Source organism: Pseudomonas sp. DR208, from assembly GCF_019823005.1.
Lineage (GTDB): Bacteria > Pseudomonadota > Gammaproteobacteria > Pseudomonadales > Pseudomonadaceae > Aquipseudomonas > Aquipseudomonas extremorientalis.
Window position 1 is genome coordinate 1,989,039 of the sequence record NZ_CP081944.1, and the last position, 18,834, is coordinate 2,007,872.

An 18,834-nucleotide genomic window follows, 5' to 3' on the forward strand; every position below is an offset into this window, starting at 1 on the left:
AATCCCAATGCTTTGTAGGACAGAGAGGCTAGAAAGCGAATCCAGTACGTGAGCCCGGCCATTGTCGCGCCACCTACGCCAACCTAATTCTGGCGCCGTTTGCCCACATGCAAAAAACCAGTGCCACGCTGCTGATAATCGATGACGACGAAGTAGTGCGCGCGAGCCTTGCGGCCTATTTGGAAGACAGTGGCTTCAGCGTCCTGCAGGCCAGCAATGGCCAACAGGGTCTCCAGGTGTTCGAGCGCGACCAGCCCGACCTCGTGATCTGCGACTTGCGCATGCCCCAGATGGGCGGCCTCGAGCTGATTCGCCAGGTGACCGAGCTCGCCCCGCAGACGCCCATGATTGTCGTGTCCGGTGCCGGCGTGATGAACGATGCCGTCGAAGCGTTGCGCCTGGGCGCTGCCGATTACCTGATCAAGCCCCTGGAAGACCTGGCAGTGCTGGAGCACTCAGTGCGCCGTGCGCTGGACCGGGCGCGCCTGCTGGTGGAAAACCAGCGCTACCGCGAAAAGCTCGAAACCGCCAACCGCGAACTCGAAGCCAGCCTCAACCTGCTCCAGGAAGACCAGAATGCCGGGCGCCAGGTGCAGATGAACATGCTGCCGGTCAGCCCGTGGACCATCGACGAATTCCAGTTCGCCCACCAGATCATCCCGTCGCTGTACCTGTCGGGTGATTTTGTCGACTACTTTCGCGTCGACGAGCGGCGTGTCGCGTTCTACCTGGCCGATGTGTCTGGCCACGGTGCTTCCTCGGCTTTTGTCACCGTGTTGTTGAAGTTCATGACCACACGGTTGCTGTTCGAATCCAAGCGCAACGGCACCTTGCCGGAGTTCACCCCCTCCGAGGTGCTGGGTCACATCAACCGAGGCCTGATCAGTTGCAAGCTGGGCAAGCACGTGACGATGGTCGGCGGCGTGATCGATGAAGAAACCGGTCTTTTGACCTACAGCATCGGCGGTCACCTGCCGATGCCTGTTTTATACACTCCTGACAGTGTGCGTTACCTGGAAGGGCGTGGCCTGCCCGTAGGCTTGTTCAATGAAGCGACCTACGAAGACCACATCCTGGAACTGCCGCCGACGTTCAGCCTGACGCTGATGTCTGATGGCATCCTGGACCTGCTTCCAGAGCCTACACTCAAAGAGAAAGAAGCCGCCTTGCCCCAAAAGGTCAAGTCGGCGGGCGGCAGCCTGGATGGCCTGCGGCAGGTTTTTGGATTGGCCACGCTGGGGGAGATGCCGGATGATATCGCCCTATTGGTGTTGAGCAGGAATCTTTGATGAGTACCGGAAGAATCCAATTCGCCGAGCAAGACGGGACCTTCGTCCTGAAGTTTGTCGGTGAAGTGCGCCTGACCTTGTGTTCGGCGCTGGATGCGACGATTGAGCGGATCTTCACCGCGCTGAACTTCTCGGCGATCGTGATCGATCTGACCGAAACCCGCAGCATCGATAGCACCACCTTGGGCCTGTTGGCCAAGTTGTCCATTCTGTCTCGGCAGAAGGTCGGCCTGTTGCCGACCGTCGTCACCACCCACGAAGACATCACCCGCCTGTTGCAGTCCATGGGCTTCGACCAGGTGTTCAACATCGTTGACCGCCCGATCCCATGCCCGGAATGCCTCACCGACCTGCCGTCCCAGGACCAGTCCGAGGAAGTGGTGCGGGTCAAGGTGCTGGAAGCGCACAAGATCCTGATGGGCTTGAATGATTCCAACCGCGAAGCCTTCCACGACCTCGTCAACGCCCTTGAGCGCCACTGACCTCCTGGGTTGAATGCATTCCAAATGTGGGAGGCGGCAAGCCCCCTCCCACATTGAAGTAAGACAGGCTTCAGATCGGCTGAGCACAAAAAAGGGCGGTACCCGCGAGGGAACCGCCCTTTTTGCCACTGCCTGCCTTACAACTTGGCAGTCAGCAACGCCTCCAGCTTCTCCTGGTCCCGAGCAAACTGACGAATCCCTTCCGCCAGCTTCTCAGTCGCCATCGCATCCTCGTTGGACTCCCAACGGAACTGCGCTTCAGTCAGATGCACGCGCGCTTCACCGGCATGCCCCGGCGACAGCTTACGCTCCAGCTTGCCCTTATCCGCCGCCAGTTTCTCCAGCAGGTCCGGGCTGATGGTCAGGCGATCACAACCGGCCAACTCCTCGATCTGGCTCAGATTACGGAAGCTCGCGCCCATCACCACGGTTTTGTAGCCATTGGCCTTGTAGTAGTTGTAAATGCGCGTCACCGACTGCACGCCTGGGTCTTCGGCACCGGTGTAATCGTTGCCGTTGGCCTTCTTGTACCAATCATAGATACGGCCCACGAACGGCGAGATCAGGAACACACCGGCTTCGGCACAGGCCACGGCCTGGGCGAAGGAGAACAGCAGCGTCAGGTTGGTCTGGATGCCTTCTTTTTCCAGCTTCTCCGCCGCGCGGATGCCTTCCCAGGTGGAGGCGATCTTGATCAGCACGCGGTCACGGCCAACGCCGGCTTTGTCATACAGGTCGATCAGGCGATGCGCACGCTTGAGAATCGCGTCTTCGTCGAACGACAGGCGGGCGTCCACTTCAGTGGAAATACGGCCCGGCACCACTTTGAGAATCTCTTGACCCACCGCCACCGCAAACCGGTCGCTGGCCAGGCCCACATCGCCGTTGCAGTCCTGCACGCACTCATCCAGCAACTTGGCGTAGCCCGGGATCGAAGCGGCCTTGAGCAGCAGGGAAGGGTTGGTGGTGGCGTCTTGCGGCTTGAGCTTGGCGAGGGTGGAGAAATCGCCGGTATCGGCTACGACAGTGGTGAATTGCTTGAGTTGTTCCAGCTTGGAAGTCATGGGCGTGCTCTGTCCTGTGGGTCTGATGACATTACCCGAGCACCGGCAGGGGCTCAAGGGCGCAAATGCGTTCGATCGTTTGCGAGGGCAACAACCTGAAAACGGCCGTTTGAATGCCTTGTCTTGGTGCTAAATAGGAGGCCAAAACTGCCGACAGGTTCAACCCAATTCCCGCATGATCACCACAATTCAAAGGTGGAAGGGGGCTTGCCCCCGACAGCGGCAGACCAGTCCCCCAGACTTGAACGGACTTACCGCCCTTCCAGCAAAGCCCCAGCCTGATCCAGCAACGCCAGCGGATCACTCGCCTTGTGAATATCCACCGACAACAACTGCCTGAACTTGCGCGCCCCCGGAAAACCGGTACCCAACCCCAGAATATGCCGAGTGATATGGTGCATCGAACCACCGCTCGCCAAATGCTGCGCAATATACGGCCGCAACTGCACCAGCGCCTCAGCCCGACTGATCACCGGCGCCTCACTGCCAAACAACTGCTGATCCACCTCCGCCAGCAAATACGGATTGTGATAAGCCTCCCGCCCCAACATCACCCCATCAAACGTCTGCAAATGCTCATGGCACTGCTCCAGCGTCTTGATCCCGCCGTTGAGAATAAACTCCAGCTCAGGGAAATCCCGCTTCAACTGCGCCGCCACGTCATAACGCAACGGCGGAATGTCACGGTTTTCCTTCGGCGACAGCCCTTCCAGAATCGCAATCCGCGCATGCACGGTAAAACTGGTGCAGCCCGCGTCCTTCACCGTCCCGACGAAATCACACAGCTCGGCGTAGCTGTCCCGGCCATTGATGCCGATGCGGTGCTTCACCGTCACCGGAATCGACACCGCGTCGCGCATCGCCTTCACACAATCGGCAACCAGGGCAGGATGCGCCATCAGGATCGCGCCGATCATGTTGTTTTGTACCCGGTCGCTGGGGCAACCGACGTTCAGGTTCACCTCGTCGTAGCCAGCGGCCTCGGCCATACGCGCGCAAGCCGCCAGATCAGCCGGAACACTACCGCCCAACTGAAGGGCCAGCGGGTGCTCGGCTTCGTTGTGACGCAGGAAACGGTCGTGGTCGCCGTGCAGGATCGCGCCGGTGGTGACCATCTCGGTGTAGAGCAGGGCGTGCTTGGAGAGTAGGCGCAGGAAGAACCGGCAGTGGCGGTCGGTCCATTCCATCATCGGCGCCACACTGAAGCGGCGTGACGGCTCGGAACGGGTATGGCTAATGTTTACAGGCGCTTCAGGTTTATCGAAGTTCATTGGTACTGATCTTTTATACAGCAGTTTTTACCCATTTTTCCTTGTTTTCTGCGGTCGGTTGCTACAATGTAGCAAGCGAATTCGGCAATGTAGCAACTGGAAATGGGCACGATCACATCACGCAAGCGCAAGGACAACTCGACGGCCTACACGGCGCAGATACGGATCAATCGGGACGGGCGCACAGTTTATCAGGAAAGCCAAACCTTCGACCGCAAGCAGGTTGCCCAGGCCTGGATCAAACGGCGGGAGACGGAGCTGGCCGAGCCTGGTGCGATTGAGCGCGCTAACCGTAAGGGTGTGACGATCAGGAAGATGATCGAGCAGTACCTGGACGAGTACGAGAAGATCCGGACGCTGGGAAAGACCAAGAACGCCACCTTGAAAGCGATCAAAGATACCTGGCTCGGCGACCTTGAGGACTATGCTCTGACCAGTCAGAAGCTGGTGGAGTTTGCAAAGTGGCGGATGGGGATGGAGGGCGGCGGCGTACAGGCGCAGACGGTTGGCAATGATCTCTCGCACCTAGGGGCTGTCCTATCCGTGGCGAGGCCGGCATGGGGCTACGAGGTGGATCCGCTTGCCATGCCTGACGCACGCAAGGTGTTGCGAAAGCTGGGTATGGTGAGCAAGAGCAAGGAGCGTAACCGTCGGCCGACGCTCGACGAGTTGGATAGGTTGATGGTGCATTTTTTCGAGATGCAGGTACGTCGACCTGAGTCGATCAACATGCCGAAGATGATTGCGTTTGCTCTCTTCTCGACGCGCCGTCAGGAGGAGATCACGCGGATTCGCTGGGATGACCTTGACGAGTCCCGGCAGGCGGTCTTGGTGCGTGATATGAAGAACCCCGGACAGAAGATCGGCAACGACGTGTGGTGCCATCTGCCCGATGAGGCTTGGGCAATCCTGCAGAGCATGCCCAGGACTGAGCGGGAGATATTTCCGTACAACTCCAGATCCGTTTCCGCATCGTTCACGCGGGCGTGTCCGTTGCTGGGGATTGAGGATCTGCACTTCCATGATCTGAGGCACGAAGGTGTGAGCCGTCTGTTTGAGATGGACTGGGACATTCCGAGGGTGTCGAGCGTGTCCGGTCATAGGGATTGGAATTCTTTACGGCGCTACACACACCTCTGTGGGAGAGGTGACCGTTACCGTCAATGGTCGTGGCTTCAGGTGTTTTCAAATGGAATAAACATGAATGGACAATCATGAGCGTTGCCAGTAGCTTTGGCAAAAAGCCATCAAGGAAAAAGGACATCATTGATGTTGAAGCTAAAAAATATCTATCTTGGTAGTACTGATGCGAAAAATGAAATGCTCAGTAATAGTCCTGAAGAATTTAAAAGATTTGTCGATTCGTTTGTTGTACCTCCGGCGCTTGATATCACAAAGTTTACAAAAAAAGAAAAATATTATGTGGTGGGTTTAAAGGGTACAGGAAAAACTGCATTATTACGGTATATTTCTATTAAGCTAGAAGAGGAGCTTGGGTCGATTTCAACGTTTGTACTCTTCAAATCTGAAATCGACGAAGATCTCCGGAAGGATTTTTCTAAGGCAGCACGAGTTCAAGTTGTTACTGAGAATAGCGATGCCTTTGAAGGTGACGATCTCGAAACAGTATGGCGTTGGTTTATATATAGAAAAATAGCAGCGGCAATTCAGGAAAAAAATGTTGATGTATTTCAGAATAATATAAATTTAGATAAATTTATAGCGGTTGTCAGTTCTGAGGCGTTAACTCAACCTGAGAGAGCCGGCTTGATGAGGTTGGTTCCGAATATTCGTAAGGGTAATATAGAAATTAGTAAGAGTCCTAAATTAGGACTTGAGTTTGATTGGGATGAAAGTGGAAAGGCCAAGATAAATTTTAACTCGCTTGTTCGGCAAGCCGACGCCGCTTTTAACGCTCTCGAACCTAGCGATCAACGGCTAAACATTTTTTTCGATGAGCTTGAGTTGAACTACGGAACAGCCAAGCAATATCAGCGAGATTCACGTTTAGTGAGAGATTTGATTGTCTCTATTGAAAAGTTAAATGCTAATTCAAAGAGGCTCGGATATCCGCTGTGTTTATATGCGGCTATTCGTTCTGAGGTGGTAGTTTCGGTTGATGCTCTTGGTAAGGAGATTAATAAGTCCATAGCTGATTTTGGCTCGCTTATTCACTGGAATCGTCCGGGGTTGAGTGCGGCTCAACAACCATTGTTAAATATAGTTGAACAGAGAATTAATAATGCGAGAGTTGAAGCCGGGCTCGATCCTTTGAGTTCAAATGATTTATGGCAAAGTTATTTTCCTCGAGAAATTAATGGTCGCTCTCCGCAGATCTATATTCTTCACAATTCGTGGTACCGTCCGAGAGATATTGTCAGGTTGTTGATAACCGTACAGGATCAATATCCACATGAAAAAAGCTTTATTCTTCAAGGACTGGAAGCTGTAAGAAAGGCATATTCTACTGCGTCATGGGTCGAGCTCACGGAGGAGCTCAGAACAAAATATAGTACGGCGGAAATCGAAGGAATTAAATATATTTTTTATGGGTTCAAACAGATTAGTAGCTTGAGCGATCTCATAACTCGTGCTGATGCCGTTGCAACTGAGCATAAAGAAACTCATGCGCTGATCGTAAAATACTCTGTTAGGGAAATTGTTAAGGACCTATTTCGAATCGGCGTTATAGGTAATATAGCTCCCGGTGGCTCACATATGAGATTTTCATTTCGAGGAGATGATGAAATTCTTTTTGATCAGAATATTTTTATACACAATGCGCTCTGTGCGCATCTCTCGATCAGTCGCGATTATAAGTAATATTAGAGGAGGGGCTGATCAGCCCCTTTTTATTATCTGGCGCCCCTCATGAGCTTACTTTGTTCAGATAATGCCTTTTTTCGTTGGCAGTCTATGTAATCTGCGAGATCCCTGAGGTGGATGCCGAGCCCGGCTTTCTGGCTGTTTGGACCTAGCCGAACAATTGGTATGTCGATCTCGCCGGTAAGCTGTTTTGCCTTAAATTTTTCGACAGTTAAATTCATGTAGTCTGTACAGACTCGATCCAGGGGGATGACCGCTTGCCCGTTGTACTGGGCCATCAAAAGGAAAAGGGTGTTCATACAACCTCCTGATTAATGATTGCGGGAAAGCGATTCGAATGCGCTTGCAGCCACGACTGGAACCTGTCCGTTGCCAATGGCTTTAAGTCGGTCCACCCGATGGGCCACCCCATCAGCCACTCGGCCCATTCCGGGTTCAGATGACCACCATCCAGTGCCATCACGGCGTGATCCAGGCGATCGTTCGAGCGGTCTGCCCCCGAACGGCGAGTCAGTGCGGCAGGGGAGGATCCTTTGGCCATGCTCGCCACCGGTGTTGGCCATCGTCTGACGGGTGTCTTCTGCGATGAGCCAGAACCTGTCCCGCTGATGAGGGGCGCCGTGGTCAGCCGCTCCGATAACACCCCATCGCGCGTCATACCCGATTTCGGCAAGGTCACCGAGCACCACGGCAAGTCCTCTTCCCACAAGCAATGGTGAGTTCTCCAGTTCGACGTAGCGCGGTCGTACCTCATCGGTAATTCGTGCCATCTGCTGCCACAGTCCAGAGCGGGCGCCGGCGATACCAAGGCCGTTGCCTGCAACCGAGATGTCCTGACAAGGAAATCCTCCAGAAACCACGTCAACAATGCCTCTCCATGGTCGTCCGTCAAAACTGCATACGTCAGACCAAATCGGGAAAGGCGGGAGTAGTCCATCGGCTTGTCGTTGCGCCAGTATCTGTGCGGCGTAGGCATCACGCTCAACGGCGCATACGGTGCGCCAGCCGAGGAGGTATCCGCCGAGTATTCCGCCACCAGCGCCTGCGAAAAGAGCCAGCTCATTCACTTTTCCCTCCTAAATGGACGAGGCGGTCGAATCTAGTCATGCTTCGTTTTTTTATGGCTAGGAGCCATGGGTGATGTTGGATAGGAATCGGATGATTCGACGGAGTATCTGGGCGCTGTGGTATCTGATGTTCGGGACGGCCGCCTTTTGGCTTTTGGCTGGTTCTATTGCTTATTGGGTGAAGCTTGAATGGCTTCCCAAGGACGCGTCGGGTTGGGTTCAAGCTGTCGGCTCTGTTCTCGCAATATTCGTTGCTGTCATTGTTCCGGCGGTGATGAAAAAGGATGAAAGAAGACAAAGGAAAATCACCGAGGTAGAGGGTGTGGTGGGTGCCTACCACCAATTTAGAAATTTGATTCAAGAGACTCAGACGCTTCTTGGATCCCCGGTTGGAAGTCGGAACAACGGGTCGTATGGATGGGCTAGGGAGTTTGTATACGACCGCTCCTTGGATGTAATCGAACGACTGAATATCTTGAGTTTGAAGAGCTCTGACGTGATGTTTTTGAAGCATGTTTACGATGTACGAATGCTTGTCATGGAGTTCATCAAGCTGATCTTCCCTGATGATGTTTCTAGAATGATTGATCGAAAAAGGGCAGTTGATGATCTCTCTGAGATTAAGTCCCATGTGAGCGAACTCATTGCCTCTGAAACCTTGTACCTTGAAAAATTGAAGTCCTAGCACGAGCTCACACCCCACGGCAGGCTGCGCGGGCGGGCGATTCTGAGCGATTAGCGTTGCATTGGGTGTCGCTGCCCTGCGCAGCTTTTCGTGGGGTATAAGTGCCTCAGCAGTGGCGCTGGATGGAGCAATAATGCCTGCTGCTGCGCAGCAGAGACTGTTTTTTACAAGCGTGTCGATCCCTCTGTCGTCGCGAAGCAAAGCGGCCTGCACTTGTGTGTTGTCCTGTGAGTGCGTCATGCCGCTTTCCTCCGATGTTCGATAGCAAGTTGATCCATCAGGCGCTGGTGGTAAGTGTTGCGCGCCTCTGCGGCAGACCACGGACGGATGGTTTCAACCATGGGTTCAATGCCGACCAAGCAATCCCAGATAGCCGGTTCGGTTGGCATGAGGTCGCGACGTTCGGTGTCCAGTGCTATCAGGTCCGCCTGATGGATGCAGGTCGGGAGTTCTGGGGCGATGTCGAACCGCTCGCAAACCCGCGCCCAGACAACATCCTCGAAGCCTTGGTAGGCTGGAATCCACTGCTTGAGTGGCCGTGTCAGGTCGCCTAGGTACGCTTTTGGCGCGTCGTGGAGCAGGGCGGCGAGTTTGTGTTCTTCCGGCACCAGCTCGGCGACGATGCAGCTGTGTTGAGCCGCGCTGTAGAACTCGCGGGTGTGACCATTGAAGCGGCATAGGTGGGCCAGCGAATGCGAGATATACCGTGGGTCGATCATGCCAGCGTCAGGCTCGAACAGGTCGAAGCGTTTACCGGTGGAGGTGAGGATCCAGTTCATGCGGCTTCCCTCACCAGGTCTGCCAGCAGCAAGGCGTTGTCGGTTGCCTTGTGCAATTGGCGCAGAGCTTCACAGCCGATCAGGGCTTTCAACTGGTGGTCGAACTCTTTGCTGTAGCGTGTCAGAGCGCGCAGTTCCTTGGTGGCCTTAGCATGTTGCTGCTGCAGTGTGCCCGCGGCTTGGGGTGTCAGGCGCAGCATGGGGATGGCTTGGCTCATGCGGCATCCCCCTTCGGCTCGAAACGGTCCATCAGCGCAGCCATATTCAGTGCCTTGTCACGTAGGCCAAGTGCCTGCGCTGCTTGGCTTTTGGATCTAACGGCGCGGAACGTATCTGCGGCGAGCTTCAGCTTCTCGGCAATGGCGAGAAGGGTGTAGCGGTCTTGCGGTTCCCGGCTCAATAGGAGTTCGGTGCGCATGCATTGATCTGACATCTTTTTGAGAGAGGTTGCGTATGCGGCTGACGCTTCCTCACGCCCCAATATGTACCCGTCGGAATGGCCTTCGTCGTAGCCATCATTTTTGCCATCTCTGAGGCCGCCTCGATAGCCGATCCAGTAGAGGATGCCGGCGGCGATTACGATGCTGATCAATGCGCATATTTGAATCGCAGTCATGTGGTGTGCTCCTGGTAGTTACGTTGGCTGGTGGTGGCAGCCGTTTGGGTACTGGTCTAGCTCGGTTGGGTCGTTTTGCGGTCGCGGCATGTCCTCGTCTGCCTTATAGGCGCGGATGTCGATTAGTGCCGCGACGTGCTTGATGTGCGCGTACCGCAGCGCCTTCACACTGTGATCCAGCGTGGTGACCGGCAGTTGAATCCGGCCGCTGTTGATCGCCTCGGTAAATGTCTTTTCGTTGAGGTTCTTGAAGTAGTGCACGCGCAGCTTTTCCAGAGGGATAAGCACGTCGCCGAAGAGTTGGTGCAGCATTTCCACGGTTGCGCTATCCGGTGCGTGTAACAGCCTTAGCGGAGGCTGGTTGGTGGTCATCTCCATGAACTCCCGATCAATCTATATTTTCGTTTCACCGCCGAATGCGTGTTCGCGTCCAGTCCTGAACCTCCGAAAGAACCCATGCTACTGGGGCACTCTTGCCGGTAGCGTCGGTTAGCTTGACTGGGCGAGGAAACTTGCTTTCGGGGTTTCTGAGTAGCTTGTAGATTGTTGGACGAGCCAAACCGACAATCTTGGTAACTTCACTCATGCGAATGAGGATGCAACTTGGATCTTTCGCTTCCCTCGCTGTCATCAGTTGCGTGTCGGAGGGTTGATCGATTTTATTTATGCCTGCCACTTCAACCGCAAGTTGTAGAGCGTTCCTAACTTTTTTTGGGGCGCGATCTGAGTGAGGCAATTCAAGTAGGGTTTTCAGCAGGTAATCTAAAAGGTCATGGTTCATTAAGTTTTTTCCGTTTTGGATGATGCCAGGCATTCAGGCAATGGCGTTTGGTCAGCTCCCGCAGATGCTCCGGCACTTCGAGGAGCGCGGCATTTCGCTCCTCACGTGTGTGCATGGCGACGATCTGGCGGGCGTACTCCCTAGGCCACGTCACGGTTGTCTGCCGGGATGGCTGGCAGTTCGAGACCCAACTGTTCGGCGAGCCAGCGGATGCCGGCTTGGCGGACCTTGGTCGACTGGCTGTACTGCATGCCGGCGGTTTCGTGGAACCAGTTGCTGTCCTTGACTCGTAGGTACTCTCGATCCCGCACCGGGAAGGTCGGTAGATTGCGGTCGGTGAGCAAGCCTTTTTTCCGCATGAGCGCAATCAACTTGGGGCGGGTCATGCCGAAGTATTTCGCGGCTTTTTCCAGGCTACGTTCCATTTCGGCCTCCTAGGCTGCATGCGCGGCGGGTGTCGCCACGGCTGCCAGGTGGGTGATGGATTCGGCCACCATGGAATAGATCTCCACATCGCTGCCGTACACCGTGAAGCACTTGGTGCGCGGCTTTCTGACGCCGATGCTCATGATGGTTGTAATGCCGGCGCGGGTTTTGTTGCGGTGGATTGCTAGGTTGATCGGTTGCTCGAAGCCCATATCTAGACTGAGAGCGCCACCGGTTTGCACCAAGTCGAATACCTGTTGCTTGTGTTCAGTCTCAAACACGCCGTAGCGGCGGTCTGCGTGCGGCAGGGACGATGGATCGCTTGGGGTGGTTGGCCCATTGACGATCTCCTCAATGAAGTCCGCAAGCTTGAGGTGCATTTTCTTGGTGTTAGCCAGGGTCAGCGTGTGGCGTTCGCTGCCCAGTTCAACGGTGAAGTGCGTGTCGACTTTGCGGCGCTCGACGTTTAGGCGGAAGGCCAGGGCCTCACGCTGCGTTTCGGCCCGCAGGTGGTGGTTGAAGGTTTGGGTCAGGCTGACCTGGGCCTTGAGCAGGGTCAGGGTGCGGTTGTCGAGTTTGTACTTTTTCATGCCGCGTGCCCTCCACCATTTGGGTCAAATGGCGCGGGCGCTGAGCGCTGTTTCAGTTTGGGTTTGGATGCGATGAAGGCGCAACCGCAGTCTTGTGCCAGGCGGCGGATTTCGAAGATGCGGGAGGGATTAGCAGCGGCCGGGTGGACGTGCAGAGTGGCTGTGGTGTGCATGGTGTTGCCTCGCTCTGTGGTGGAAGAGTGAAGCAAATATCAACCATGGGTTGCGCAATGTCAACCGTTGGTTGATGTGTGGCTTTTGGCTATCCTTGTATAGCCCTGTCTGCTACAGAGTGATATGGTCAAAAAAATTGGTTGCATACTTGCCTGACTAATTCTGGCCGACTGTTAAAAACGAGATATTAGAGGGAATTAATAATTGAAACTTAAAAATGCTATCTTGGACATTCCGCAAGATAATATATTCCAGAATGATAAGTTGAATCGACGTGATAGTGTTGTAAATCTAACTCGGCTGCTGGAAAATGTTTCATCACCTATTGTGCTCTCTGTGAATGCCCCATGGGGGGCAGGTAAAACAACTTATTTAAAGATGCTTCATGCAAATTTAAATGCTTCAAGCTGCAAGTCAGTTTACTTTAGCGCATGGGAAACTGACTTTGCTGTGGATCCATTGTTGGCATTTCTTGGTGAGATGAACTCGGGGCTGTCAAGTTTTTTAAAGGGTGATTCAAAAAAGAGTAAAGCCTGGGCTAAAGCAAAGGAAGCGGGTGCTCATATTCTTAGAAGAGGAATCCCTGTTGGGGTAAAAATTGCGACTGCTGGGTTGTTAGATGCCGATAAGCTTATAGAGGATGAGGCTGCAAAATTTACGGAGGCTCTTTCAAAAGATGTTATAGGGGCTTACGCAAATAACAAGAAGGCTATTGCCGAGTTCAAAAAGAATGTTGCGGAGGTTTTAAAAGGTGGTGATGGGGATGCAGAGAAGCTTTATGTGTTTGTAGATGAGCTTGATCGGTGTAGGCCAACTTATGCAATTGAGTTGTTGGAGCGAATTAAGCATTTGTTGGATGTTGAAGGGTTAGTGTTTGTTTTGGCGCTCGATAAAGTCCAGCTTGCCCATAGTGTCAGAGCTGTTTATGGCGCTGAATTTGATGCTTTGGGGTATCTAAAACGCTTTATTGATGTTGAGTTTACTTTGCCTTCTGTAGGTGTGGATTTTTTCATTAAACATTTGCTCGCTCACCTTGAGTTGGATAATTATTTTGCAACGAGAAAAGCTAGTGATACTGCCTACGACAAAGAGAATTTGCTGCGCACTTTGAATATGGTTGGCCGGGAGATGTCGCTCAGGGGGGTTGAACAATTACTTTCCAAAATTAAATTGATTTCGTTGACTGTGCCAAGTAATCAATATTTCTATCCTGAGTTTGTGGTTTTCTTGCTATATATTAAAGATAACTACGCGACTGTTTACGCTAACTTCTCTAAGTTAGGAGTTGGTGGTGATGAGATTATAGCCATCTTAGAAGTTGTGCTTTCTGGCGAGGACGATCAAGCTATTTGGACGAGGCAATACATAGAGGCACTGATTATTTCAGGTAAATCGCGTTCTGCTAAGGCTTGGGCTGATAGTAAAATTGCTAACCTCAAAGAGGTAGCAGGTCATATGGAGATTCCAGATATAAAAGTGAGGCACGCCAATAGAGTCTTAGAGTTGGTTCAGCATCATGGCCGGTATGGTAATAGTGTTTCACTAGAGAATATTTTAAATCGTATAGAGATGCTATCTAACTTTGTGTTTGACTGATTAATTTTGCGGGATAGCTTGCCTACTTGATCATTCAGGAATGAATGAACCTACCACCTTTCCACAGATGTGCGTTTCCTCCGTAATATCAATGACTGGATATTGCGGATTTATAGGCCTTAAATATTGGCGCCCAGCATCCTCAACGAGAATTTTGAATGTGGCTTCGTTGGTGCGTGGAACCCTCGCAATAACGCGGTCACCTGTCTTGGCTTCTGCTTCGGGGTCTACAAATATTATGCATCCGGTAGGGTAGCTGCGGCCTGGTCCAGGATTTGTCATTGAATCCCCTAATACTTTCAGTGCATAGCCGCTTCCACTGATAGGCACCGGACATGATAGCCATGACTCACCGTCGTGCTGATCAAAATTTGCTTCACACCAAGCCCCTGCTTGAACCCATGAGATCAACGGCACTTTTCCAAAACGTCGCGTCACCTCGCTGACGTTACTCTCGTCCCTCGTGCCAAACTGGTGGACGTTACTGAAACCCGTTGGCTCTTTAGGCGGTACGCCATATTCGAGCCACTCCCTCCGTACCTTTAGCCACGAGCATAGTATAACCATGCTGTCAGCCTCAGCTATTGCATCGCCATTTAGCCACTTGCTGACTGCCTGGGGGCTTTTGGTCACGCCGGCGGCTTTCAGATGATTATGAATATCCACCCCACGCCCCCGGGTGCGTACACCGGCATCGTCGAGTGCTTCGTGAAGGCGCGCCGTGAAAGCTGCCCGTAGTTCGTTCTTATCAACCATGAGTTGATACTCTCACAGGGGTTGCGCAATAGTCAGTTGATGTTAATATCAACCGCGAGTTGATAACTGGAGGTTGCCATGTTGGACCCCGCAGATTTTCCGAACGCCATCGCGTTCGCATTTGAAGCAGTAGGCGGCATCGGAGCCGCCGCCAAGGTATGTGACAGGAGTTACCAAGCACTCAATAAATGGCGCTTGGCTGCCAGCCTTCCACGCACCGATTACACCGGTGAAACCCACTACGCAAAACTTTTAGCGATAGCTGCCGAACAAAAGGGCAACGCGTTTGACGCTGCCTGGCTGCTCAACGCATCGGCCCCGCAAAAAGCGGCAGCGTAGATAGAAAAAAGGCGACCCAAAGGCCGCCCAGTTCCTCCCGGCACACACCACCACAGTGCTGTCGGGTCGCGACGAAGGTAGGAGGGCACACCACATGCAAACCACCTCCCTTTATCGCGCTGCCAAGACACGGATGTCTTGGGTTGCTGCCTTTTCCACCACAGATTAGGCAGCTGTTGCGCCAGAGGTGAGCAATGGATTGTTCGCCTCGGCACGGTGCCGGTTTCGATCCCTAGATCTAGCCGGCGTTTGGGCCCTTTCAAGCCACGCGGCAAATGTAACACCACTGCATGTCGCGGGGCACTGGCAACTTAGTAGGATTAATGCCATGAGCCGAGTAGCTTTAAGCTGTGTTGATCGAGCGCAAAGGGAAGTGCTGACGCTCGAATTAGCCTTGTACCACGCCGCACGGGACTATCCCGGCGGTGCCGCCGCAATCGCCGCCACCACCGGCCGCAATGCCACCACGCTGCAGCACAAGTTGTCTCCCACCCATCCCTCACACAGCGTCAATGTCCAGGAGTTCGGCGAGATCCTCGAACTGACCAAGGACCGTCGCATTCTCGATGCTGTGCACGGTCTTGTCGGTGACACGATCTGGCAGGAGCTGGCCGAGGCGTATACCAACGACATGCCTGAAACCCTCACCACGGGGATCGCGCATTTCTTCCGGCAGGTTGCGGATTTATCCGAAACTTGGGCCAAGCACATTGGCGACGGCAAGGTCGATGACGGCGAGCTGGCCGAAATTCGCCAGTTGGTATTTCGCGGTATTCAGGGATTGTTGGGCATGTACAACCGCGCCCGCTACGTCAACCAGACGACTCGCGGGGTGGAACGTGGCTGATATCGCTGATTTTGCAAATGACCTGGTGCAGGAACGGATCGATCAAGCCGTGGCTGCACGCTTGGCGCTGATGTCCAGTACGGCCCAGCACTCCCTGATGTTCTGTGATGAGTGCGACGAACCTATTCCTGAGGCGCGCCGCTTGGCACAACCCGGTTGCACGCTCTGCATTGGATGTAAAACCGCTGATGATCTGAGGGCGTCCCGCTATGCTCGATGACGTGCTCAATCAGTTCGCGGACTACGGTCTCGAACCCGCTCAGCCCCTCGTATTCGGAAAGCTCACCCGTTGCAAAACCACCCAGGATAAGGGCAAGGAAAAGAACGGCTGGTACGTCATCCATGAACACCGCACCGAAAAGAACGAGATCCTGATCTTCGGCAGCTTCGGTGATTGGCGCTCCGGCGACACCCAGAAGATCAAGGTCAAGCCCGGACGCATGAGTCCCGAAGAGCGCGAAGTCATGCGTGCTCGCCAGGAAGACGCCAAGCGTAAGGCCGCCGAGATCGCGGCCAACGCGTTACGCCGAGCGGCCAACCGCGCTGCCGGGCTGTTCAAGCGCATGCCTGAAAAGGGTAAGAGCGCCTACCTGGATCGAAAGCAGATCGTCGGCTTTAAGGTTCGCTATGCGCCACGTACCGGCGCTTTTTTGGTGCCCATGTGCAACGTGCGCGACCAGATCGTTGGCCTGCAGGTGATCTTCCCCGCGAAGCAAGAGGACACCGGGCGTGACAAAGCCTACTGGCCCTACGGTATGTCGAAGGAAGGCGCATTCCACCTGATCGGCCCACACCCTGAACCGGGCGAGCCGGTGCTGGTGTGTGAGGGCTACGCCACGGGCGCCAGCCTGCACATGGCGACTTCGCTCACCGTTGCGATCGCCTTCGACGCGGGTAACCTGTTGCCTGTCTCCAAGGCTATGCGCGAGCGTTTCCCCGGCTGCCCGTTGATCATTTGTCGCGATGATGACTGGAAGACCAAACGCCCCAACGGCGAGCCCTGGAACCCTGGCGAAGAGAAGGCCAATAACGCCGCGCTGGTGGTTGGCGGCCAGGTGGTTGCCCCTGTGTTCTCCGGCGAGCGCGAGATCAAGTGGACTGACTTCAACGACCTGCACGTCGCCGAAGGTTTGGAGGCCGTCCGCCGCCAGGTGCTGGCGGTGGTCAAGCCGCCTGCAGCGGGTGGTTGGAAAGACCAGCTCGCCCGCACCGAGAACGGCTCCCTGATCGCGCACATGCAAAATGTCGAGCTGATCCTGGGCAATGACGAGCGCTGGGCCGGTGTCATCGGCTACAGCGTGTTCAGCTCAAAGATCGTCAAACTGCGGTCGGCGCCCTTCGGCGGCGGTGCCGGTGACTGGGCCGACATCGACGATATGCGGGTGATGAAGTGGCTCGCGCAGCAATACAACCTGCGGGTCAAAGCGTCCCATGTGATCGAGGCGGTCAGCGTGGTTGCGCACGACCATGCCTTCCACCCGGTGCGCGAGTACCTGGAGAAGCTGGAGTGGGACCGCGTACCTCGCATCGAAACCTGGCTCACGGATGTGCTGGGCGTTCAGGCCAGCGAGTACTCGGCCAAGGTCGGCAAGCGCTGGCTGATCTCGGCGGTCGCTCGGGTAATGCGCCCAGGCTGCAAGGCTGACTCGGTGATGATCCTCGAAGGCGGGCAGGGTGCTGGTAAGTCCACAGCCATGGGCGTCCTCGGTGGCGAATGGTTCATGGATACGCCCTTTGCCCTCGGCGACAAGGACAGCTTCCAGGCGATTCGCGGGAAGTGGATCGTCGAGCTGGGCGAGCTGGACAGCTTCAACAAGGCTGAAAGCACCAAGGCCAAGCAGTTCTTCTCCGCGTCCACCGACACCTACCGCGAGAGCTACGGCCGCCGAACGAATGACGTGCCACGCCAGTGTGTTTTCGTGGGTACCACCAACCAAGAGGAGTACCTCAAGGACGCCACAGGCAACCGTCGTTATTGGCCGGTGTTCTGCAACAAGGTCGACCTGGAGCAATTGCGCGAGATCCGCGACCAGCTGTGGGCTGAGGCATTGTTCTGCTTCGAGGCGGGCGACATCTGGTGGGTGAACAAGGACGAATCCAAGATGTTCGCCGAGGCCCAGGACGAGCGCTTCGTGGTGGACGAATGGGAGGGGCCAATCCTGGCCTGGATGGAAGAGTCGCAGATCGGCGAGACCGCCACCGGCAACGAGATTCTTACCCAGGCGCTCAAGCTGGACTTCGGCCATTGGGGCAAGCCCGAGCAGATGCGGGTCGGGGCGATCATGCACCGGCTGGGTTGGCGCAAGCGGCGTATGCCGGCATTGCCGAAAAGTGGGATACGGCCATGGGCCTATGAGAAACCTGCGGGTTGGGGCCGCACGTCTGCGTTGCAGCAGTCGGTGATCGAGGAGCCTTGCTTTGATTAAGCGAATCGACGAAATGCTCAAACTGTGGGCGCAGGATCTGCATTCGCCTGTGCCGGAAAACGCGGGCGGGCCGAGTGGCGGCAACATGATCGCCATGCTGATGGAGTGCAAAGGGGAGTTGATACGCGGAACGCGGGGTAGTCGGGTGCTGCTGGATGAATCGGCCGACATCGAGCTGATTGTCAACAAGCACCTGCCGCCGCAGCTGTCGGTCGTCGTGCGCGAGCATTACTGCAACCACGAAAGCTTCCTGTCGCAGAAGTACACCCACTGCGGATGCGGTCGGGATACCTACTACCAGCGTCTGCACGAAGCCCACCTGCACATTGCCGGCATGCTGATGGGGAAGGCTGCATGACCCCCGGCGTTACTCCGTGTGCCTCTGTCCAACTGCCCGCCCTTGTCCTACTGCCATTTAGCGCAGTTGGACAGGCGCAGGCCGCACCGTTGTTGGCCTGTCCTACCGTCCAACCTTCACCCGCCCCACGCACACATGAGCATAGCGGGCACGTAATCGCGCCCATGGCGCGCACGCGTGCTTTTAGCTTTCTCTCTATACACAAGAGAAAAGGAATAAAGGTAGGACAGTAGGGCAGAGCCCCGTATTCAGGCGCCTGTAGCTGTCCTACTTCGATCAAGAGTAGTGGGACAGGTCAGACGGGGTACCAGAAGCGATAGCCGAATGAATGCGTTGTACCTGCGTTGCACCTGCGTCATACCTGTATTGCACCCGTATTGCGCCATGGCATTAAAACTCACTTGCTGCCACCGGAATCGACCTGTAAAAAGTACCCATCTTCGATAGGTGCGACCGCAAGCA

Annotated in this window: 23 protein-coding genes; 11 read left to right on the forward strand and 12 right to left on the reverse strand. The window is 54.8% G+C overall.

The window, feature by feature from the left end:
- The first annotated feature begins 107 nt into the window (after positions 1 to 107).
- Positions 108 to 1,289 (forward strand): two-component system response regulator RssB, encoded by a 1,182-nt coding sequence (gene rssB, locus K5K89_RS08820; protein WP_071489029.1) that lies wholly within the window; start codon positions 108 to 110, stop codon positions 1,287 to 1,289.
- Entirely contained in the window at positions 1,289 to 1,771 is a 483-nt protein-coding gene (gene rssC, locus K5K89_RS08825; protein WP_003218919.1) for an anti-sigma factor antagonist RssC, read from the forward strand. Before rssB ends, rssC begins: the two co-directional genes overlap by 1 nt.
- Positions 1,772 to 1,908: 137 nt before the next feature.
- Here rssC and tal read toward each other — a convergent pair whose 3' ends face one another.
- Complete coding sequence (gene tal, locus K5K89_RS08830) at positions 1,909 to 2,835, reverse strand: transaldolase (RefSeq protein WP_222541221.1); 927 nt, start codon at positions 2,833 to 2,835, stop codon at positions 1,909 to 1,911.
- A gap of 251 nt (positions 2,836 to 3,086) precedes the next feature.
- Positions 3,087 to 4,106, reverse strand: coding sequence for a tRNA dihydrouridine(20/20a) synthase DusA (dusA, locus tag K5K89_RS08835; RefSeq protein WP_222541222.1), 1,020 nt, complete (start codon positions 4,104 to 4,106; stop codon positions 3,087 to 3,089).
- Between the two features lie 102 nt (positions 4,107 to 4,208).
- Here dusA and K5K89_RS08840 point away from each other — a divergent pair, with 102 nt between their 5' ends.
- Together K5K89_RS08840 and K5K89_RS08845 are read left to right on the forward strand one after the other, a co-directional pair.
- A complete protein-coding gene (locus tag K5K89_RS08840; RefSeq protein WP_222541223.1) occupies positions 4,209 to 5,324 on the forward strand; it encodes a site-specific integrase in 1,116 nt (371 codons plus the stop codon).
- A 51-nt stretch (positions 5,325 to 5,375) separates the two neighbouring features.
- A complete protein-coding gene (locus tag K5K89_RS08845) occupies positions 5,376 to 6,929 on the forward strand; it encodes a P-loop ATPase, Sll1717 family (RefSeq protein ID WP_222541224.1) in 1,554 nt (517 codons plus the stop codon).
- Positions 6,930 to 6,961: 32 nt separating this feature from the next.
- Here K5K89_RS08845 and K5K89_RS08850 read toward each other — a convergent pair whose 3' ends face one another.
- Positions 6,962 to 7,231, reverse strand: coding sequence for a pyocin activator PrtN family protein (locus K5K89_RS08850; RefSeq protein WP_222541225.1), 270 nt, complete (start codon positions 7,229 to 7,231; stop codon positions 6,962 to 6,964).
- Positions 7,232 to 7,243: 12 nt separating this feature from the next.
- The gene (locus tag K5K89_RS08855; protein WP_222541226.1) at positions 7,244 to 7,999 is read right to left on the reverse strand and encodes a DNA cytosine methyltransferase; all 756 of its coding nucleotides are present in this window, start codon (positions 7,997 to 7,999) and stop codon (positions 7,244 to 7,246) included.
- A 73-nt stretch (positions 8,000 to 8,072) separates the two neighbouring features.
- Between K5K89_RS08855 and K5K89_RS08860 the strand changes: the two genes are divergently transcribed.
- A complete protein-coding gene (locus K5K89_RS08860) occupies positions 8,073 to 8,684 on the forward strand; it encodes a hypothetical protein (RefSeq protein ID WP_222541227.1) in 612 nt (203 codons plus the stop codon).
- 236 nt (positions 8,685 to 8,920) lie between these two features.
- Here K5K89_RS08860 and K5K89_RS08865 read toward each other — a convergent pair whose 3' ends face one another.
- From K5K89_RS08865 to K5K89_RS08895, 7 genes are all read right to left on the reverse strand, one after another.
- Positions 8,921 to 9,463 (reverse strand): phosphohydrolase, encoded by a 543-nt coding sequence (locus K5K89_RS08865; RefSeq protein ID WP_222541228.1) that lies wholly within the window; start codon positions 9,461 to 9,463, stop codon positions 8,921 to 8,923.
- Positions 9,460 to 9,681: a hypothetical protein gene (locus tag K5K89_RS08870; RefSeq protein ID WP_222541229.1), complete on the reverse strand. Its 222-nt coding sequence runs from the start codon at positions 9,679 to 9,681 to the stop codon at positions 9,460 to 9,462. The genes K5K89_RS08865 and K5K89_RS08870 overlap by 4 nt, the downstream gene beginning before the upstream one ends.
- Positions 9,678 to 10,079, reverse strand: coding sequence for a hypothetical protein (locus tag K5K89_RS08875; protein WP_222541230.1), 402 nt, complete (start codon positions 10,077 to 10,079; stop codon positions 9,678 to 9,680). Before K5K89_RS08875 ends, K5K89_RS08870 begins: the two co-directional genes overlap by 4 nt.
- A gap of 18 nt (positions 10,080 to 10,097) precedes the next feature.
- Positions 10,098 to 10,451 (reverse strand): pyocin activator PrtN family protein, encoded by a 354-nt coding sequence (locus K5K89_RS08880; RefSeq protein WP_222541231.1) that lies wholly within the window; start codon positions 10,449 to 10,451, stop codon positions 10,098 to 10,100.
- Between the two features lie 34 nt (positions 10,452 to 10,485).
- Entirely contained in the window at positions 10,486 to 10,710 is a 225-nt protein-coding gene (locus tag K5K89_RS08885) for a helix-turn-helix transcriptional regulator (RefSeq protein WP_222541688.1), read from the reverse strand.
- Positions 10,711 to 11,000: 290 nt separating this feature from the next.
- Positions 11,001 to 11,285 carry a phage antirepressor KilAC domain-containing protein gene (locus K5K89_RS08890; protein WP_222541232.1) on the reverse strand — a complete coding sequence of 95 codons (285 nt, stop codon included), beginning with the start codon at positions 11,283 to 11,285 and terminating at the stop codon, positions 11,001 to 11,003.
- 9 nt (positions 11,286 to 11,294) lie between these two features.
- A complete protein-coding gene (locus tag K5K89_RS08895) occupies positions 11,295 to 11,876 on the reverse strand; it encodes a hypothetical protein (protein ID WP_222541233.1) in 582 nt (193 codons plus the stop codon).
- A 378-nt stretch (positions 11,877 to 12,254) separates the two neighbouring features.
- Here K5K89_RS08895 and K5K89_RS08900 point away from each other — a divergent pair, with 378 nt between their 5' ends.
- Positions 12,255 to 13,646 (forward strand): P-loop NTPase fold protein, encoded by a 1,392-nt coding sequence (locus tag K5K89_RS08900; protein ID WP_222541234.1) that lies wholly within the window; start codon positions 12,255 to 12,257, stop codon positions 13,644 to 13,646.
- Between the two features lie 30 nt (positions 13,647 to 13,676).
- Here K5K89_RS08900 and K5K89_RS08905 read toward each other — a convergent pair whose 3' ends face one another.
- Positions 13,677 to 14,402 carry a LexA family protein gene (locus K5K89_RS08905; protein WP_222541235.1) on the reverse strand — a complete coding sequence of 242 codons (726 nt, stop codon included), beginning with the start codon at positions 14,400 to 14,402 and terminating at the stop codon, positions 13,677 to 13,679.
- A 78-nt stretch (positions 14,403 to 14,480) separates the two neighbouring features.
- Between K5K89_RS08905 and K5K89_RS08910 the strand changes: the two genes are divergently transcribed.
- The 5 genes from K5K89_RS08910 (at position 14,481) to K5K89_RS08930 (ending at position 18,372) form a co-directional block, all read left to right on the forward strand.
- Positions 14,481 to 14,741 (forward strand): hypothetical protein, encoded by a 261-nt coding sequence (locus K5K89_RS08910; protein ID WP_222541236.1) that lies wholly within the window; start codon positions 14,481 to 14,483, stop codon positions 14,739 to 14,741.
- A gap of 328 nt (positions 14,742 to 15,069) precedes the next feature.
- Positions 15,070 to 15,588, forward strand: a complete 519-nt coding sequence (locus K5K89_RS08915) for a phage regulatory CII family protein (protein WP_222541237.1) — start codon at positions 15,070 to 15,072, stop codon at positions 15,586 to 15,588.
- On the forward strand, positions 15,581 to 15,808 hold the full coding sequence (locus K5K89_RS08920; protein WP_122539654.1) for a TraR/DksA C4-type zinc finger protein: 228 nt from the start codon (positions 15,581 to 15,583) through the stop codon (positions 15,806 to 15,808). The genes K5K89_RS08915 and K5K89_RS08920 overlap by 8 nt, the downstream gene beginning before the upstream one ends.
- Entirely contained in the window at positions 15,798 to 18,014 is a 2,217-nt protein-coding gene (locus K5K89_RS08925; RefSeq protein ID WP_222541238.1) for a VapE domain-containing protein, read from the forward strand. Before K5K89_RS08920 ends, K5K89_RS08925 begins: the two co-directional genes overlap by 11 nt.
- A complete protein-coding gene (locus K5K89_RS08930) occupies positions 18,007 to 18,372 on the forward strand; it encodes a hypothetical protein (protein ID WP_222541239.1) in 366 nt (121 codons plus the stop codon). The genes K5K89_RS08925 and K5K89_RS08930 overlap by 8 nt, the downstream gene beginning before the upstream one ends.
- Positions 18,373 to 18,834: the final 462 nt, after the last annotated feature.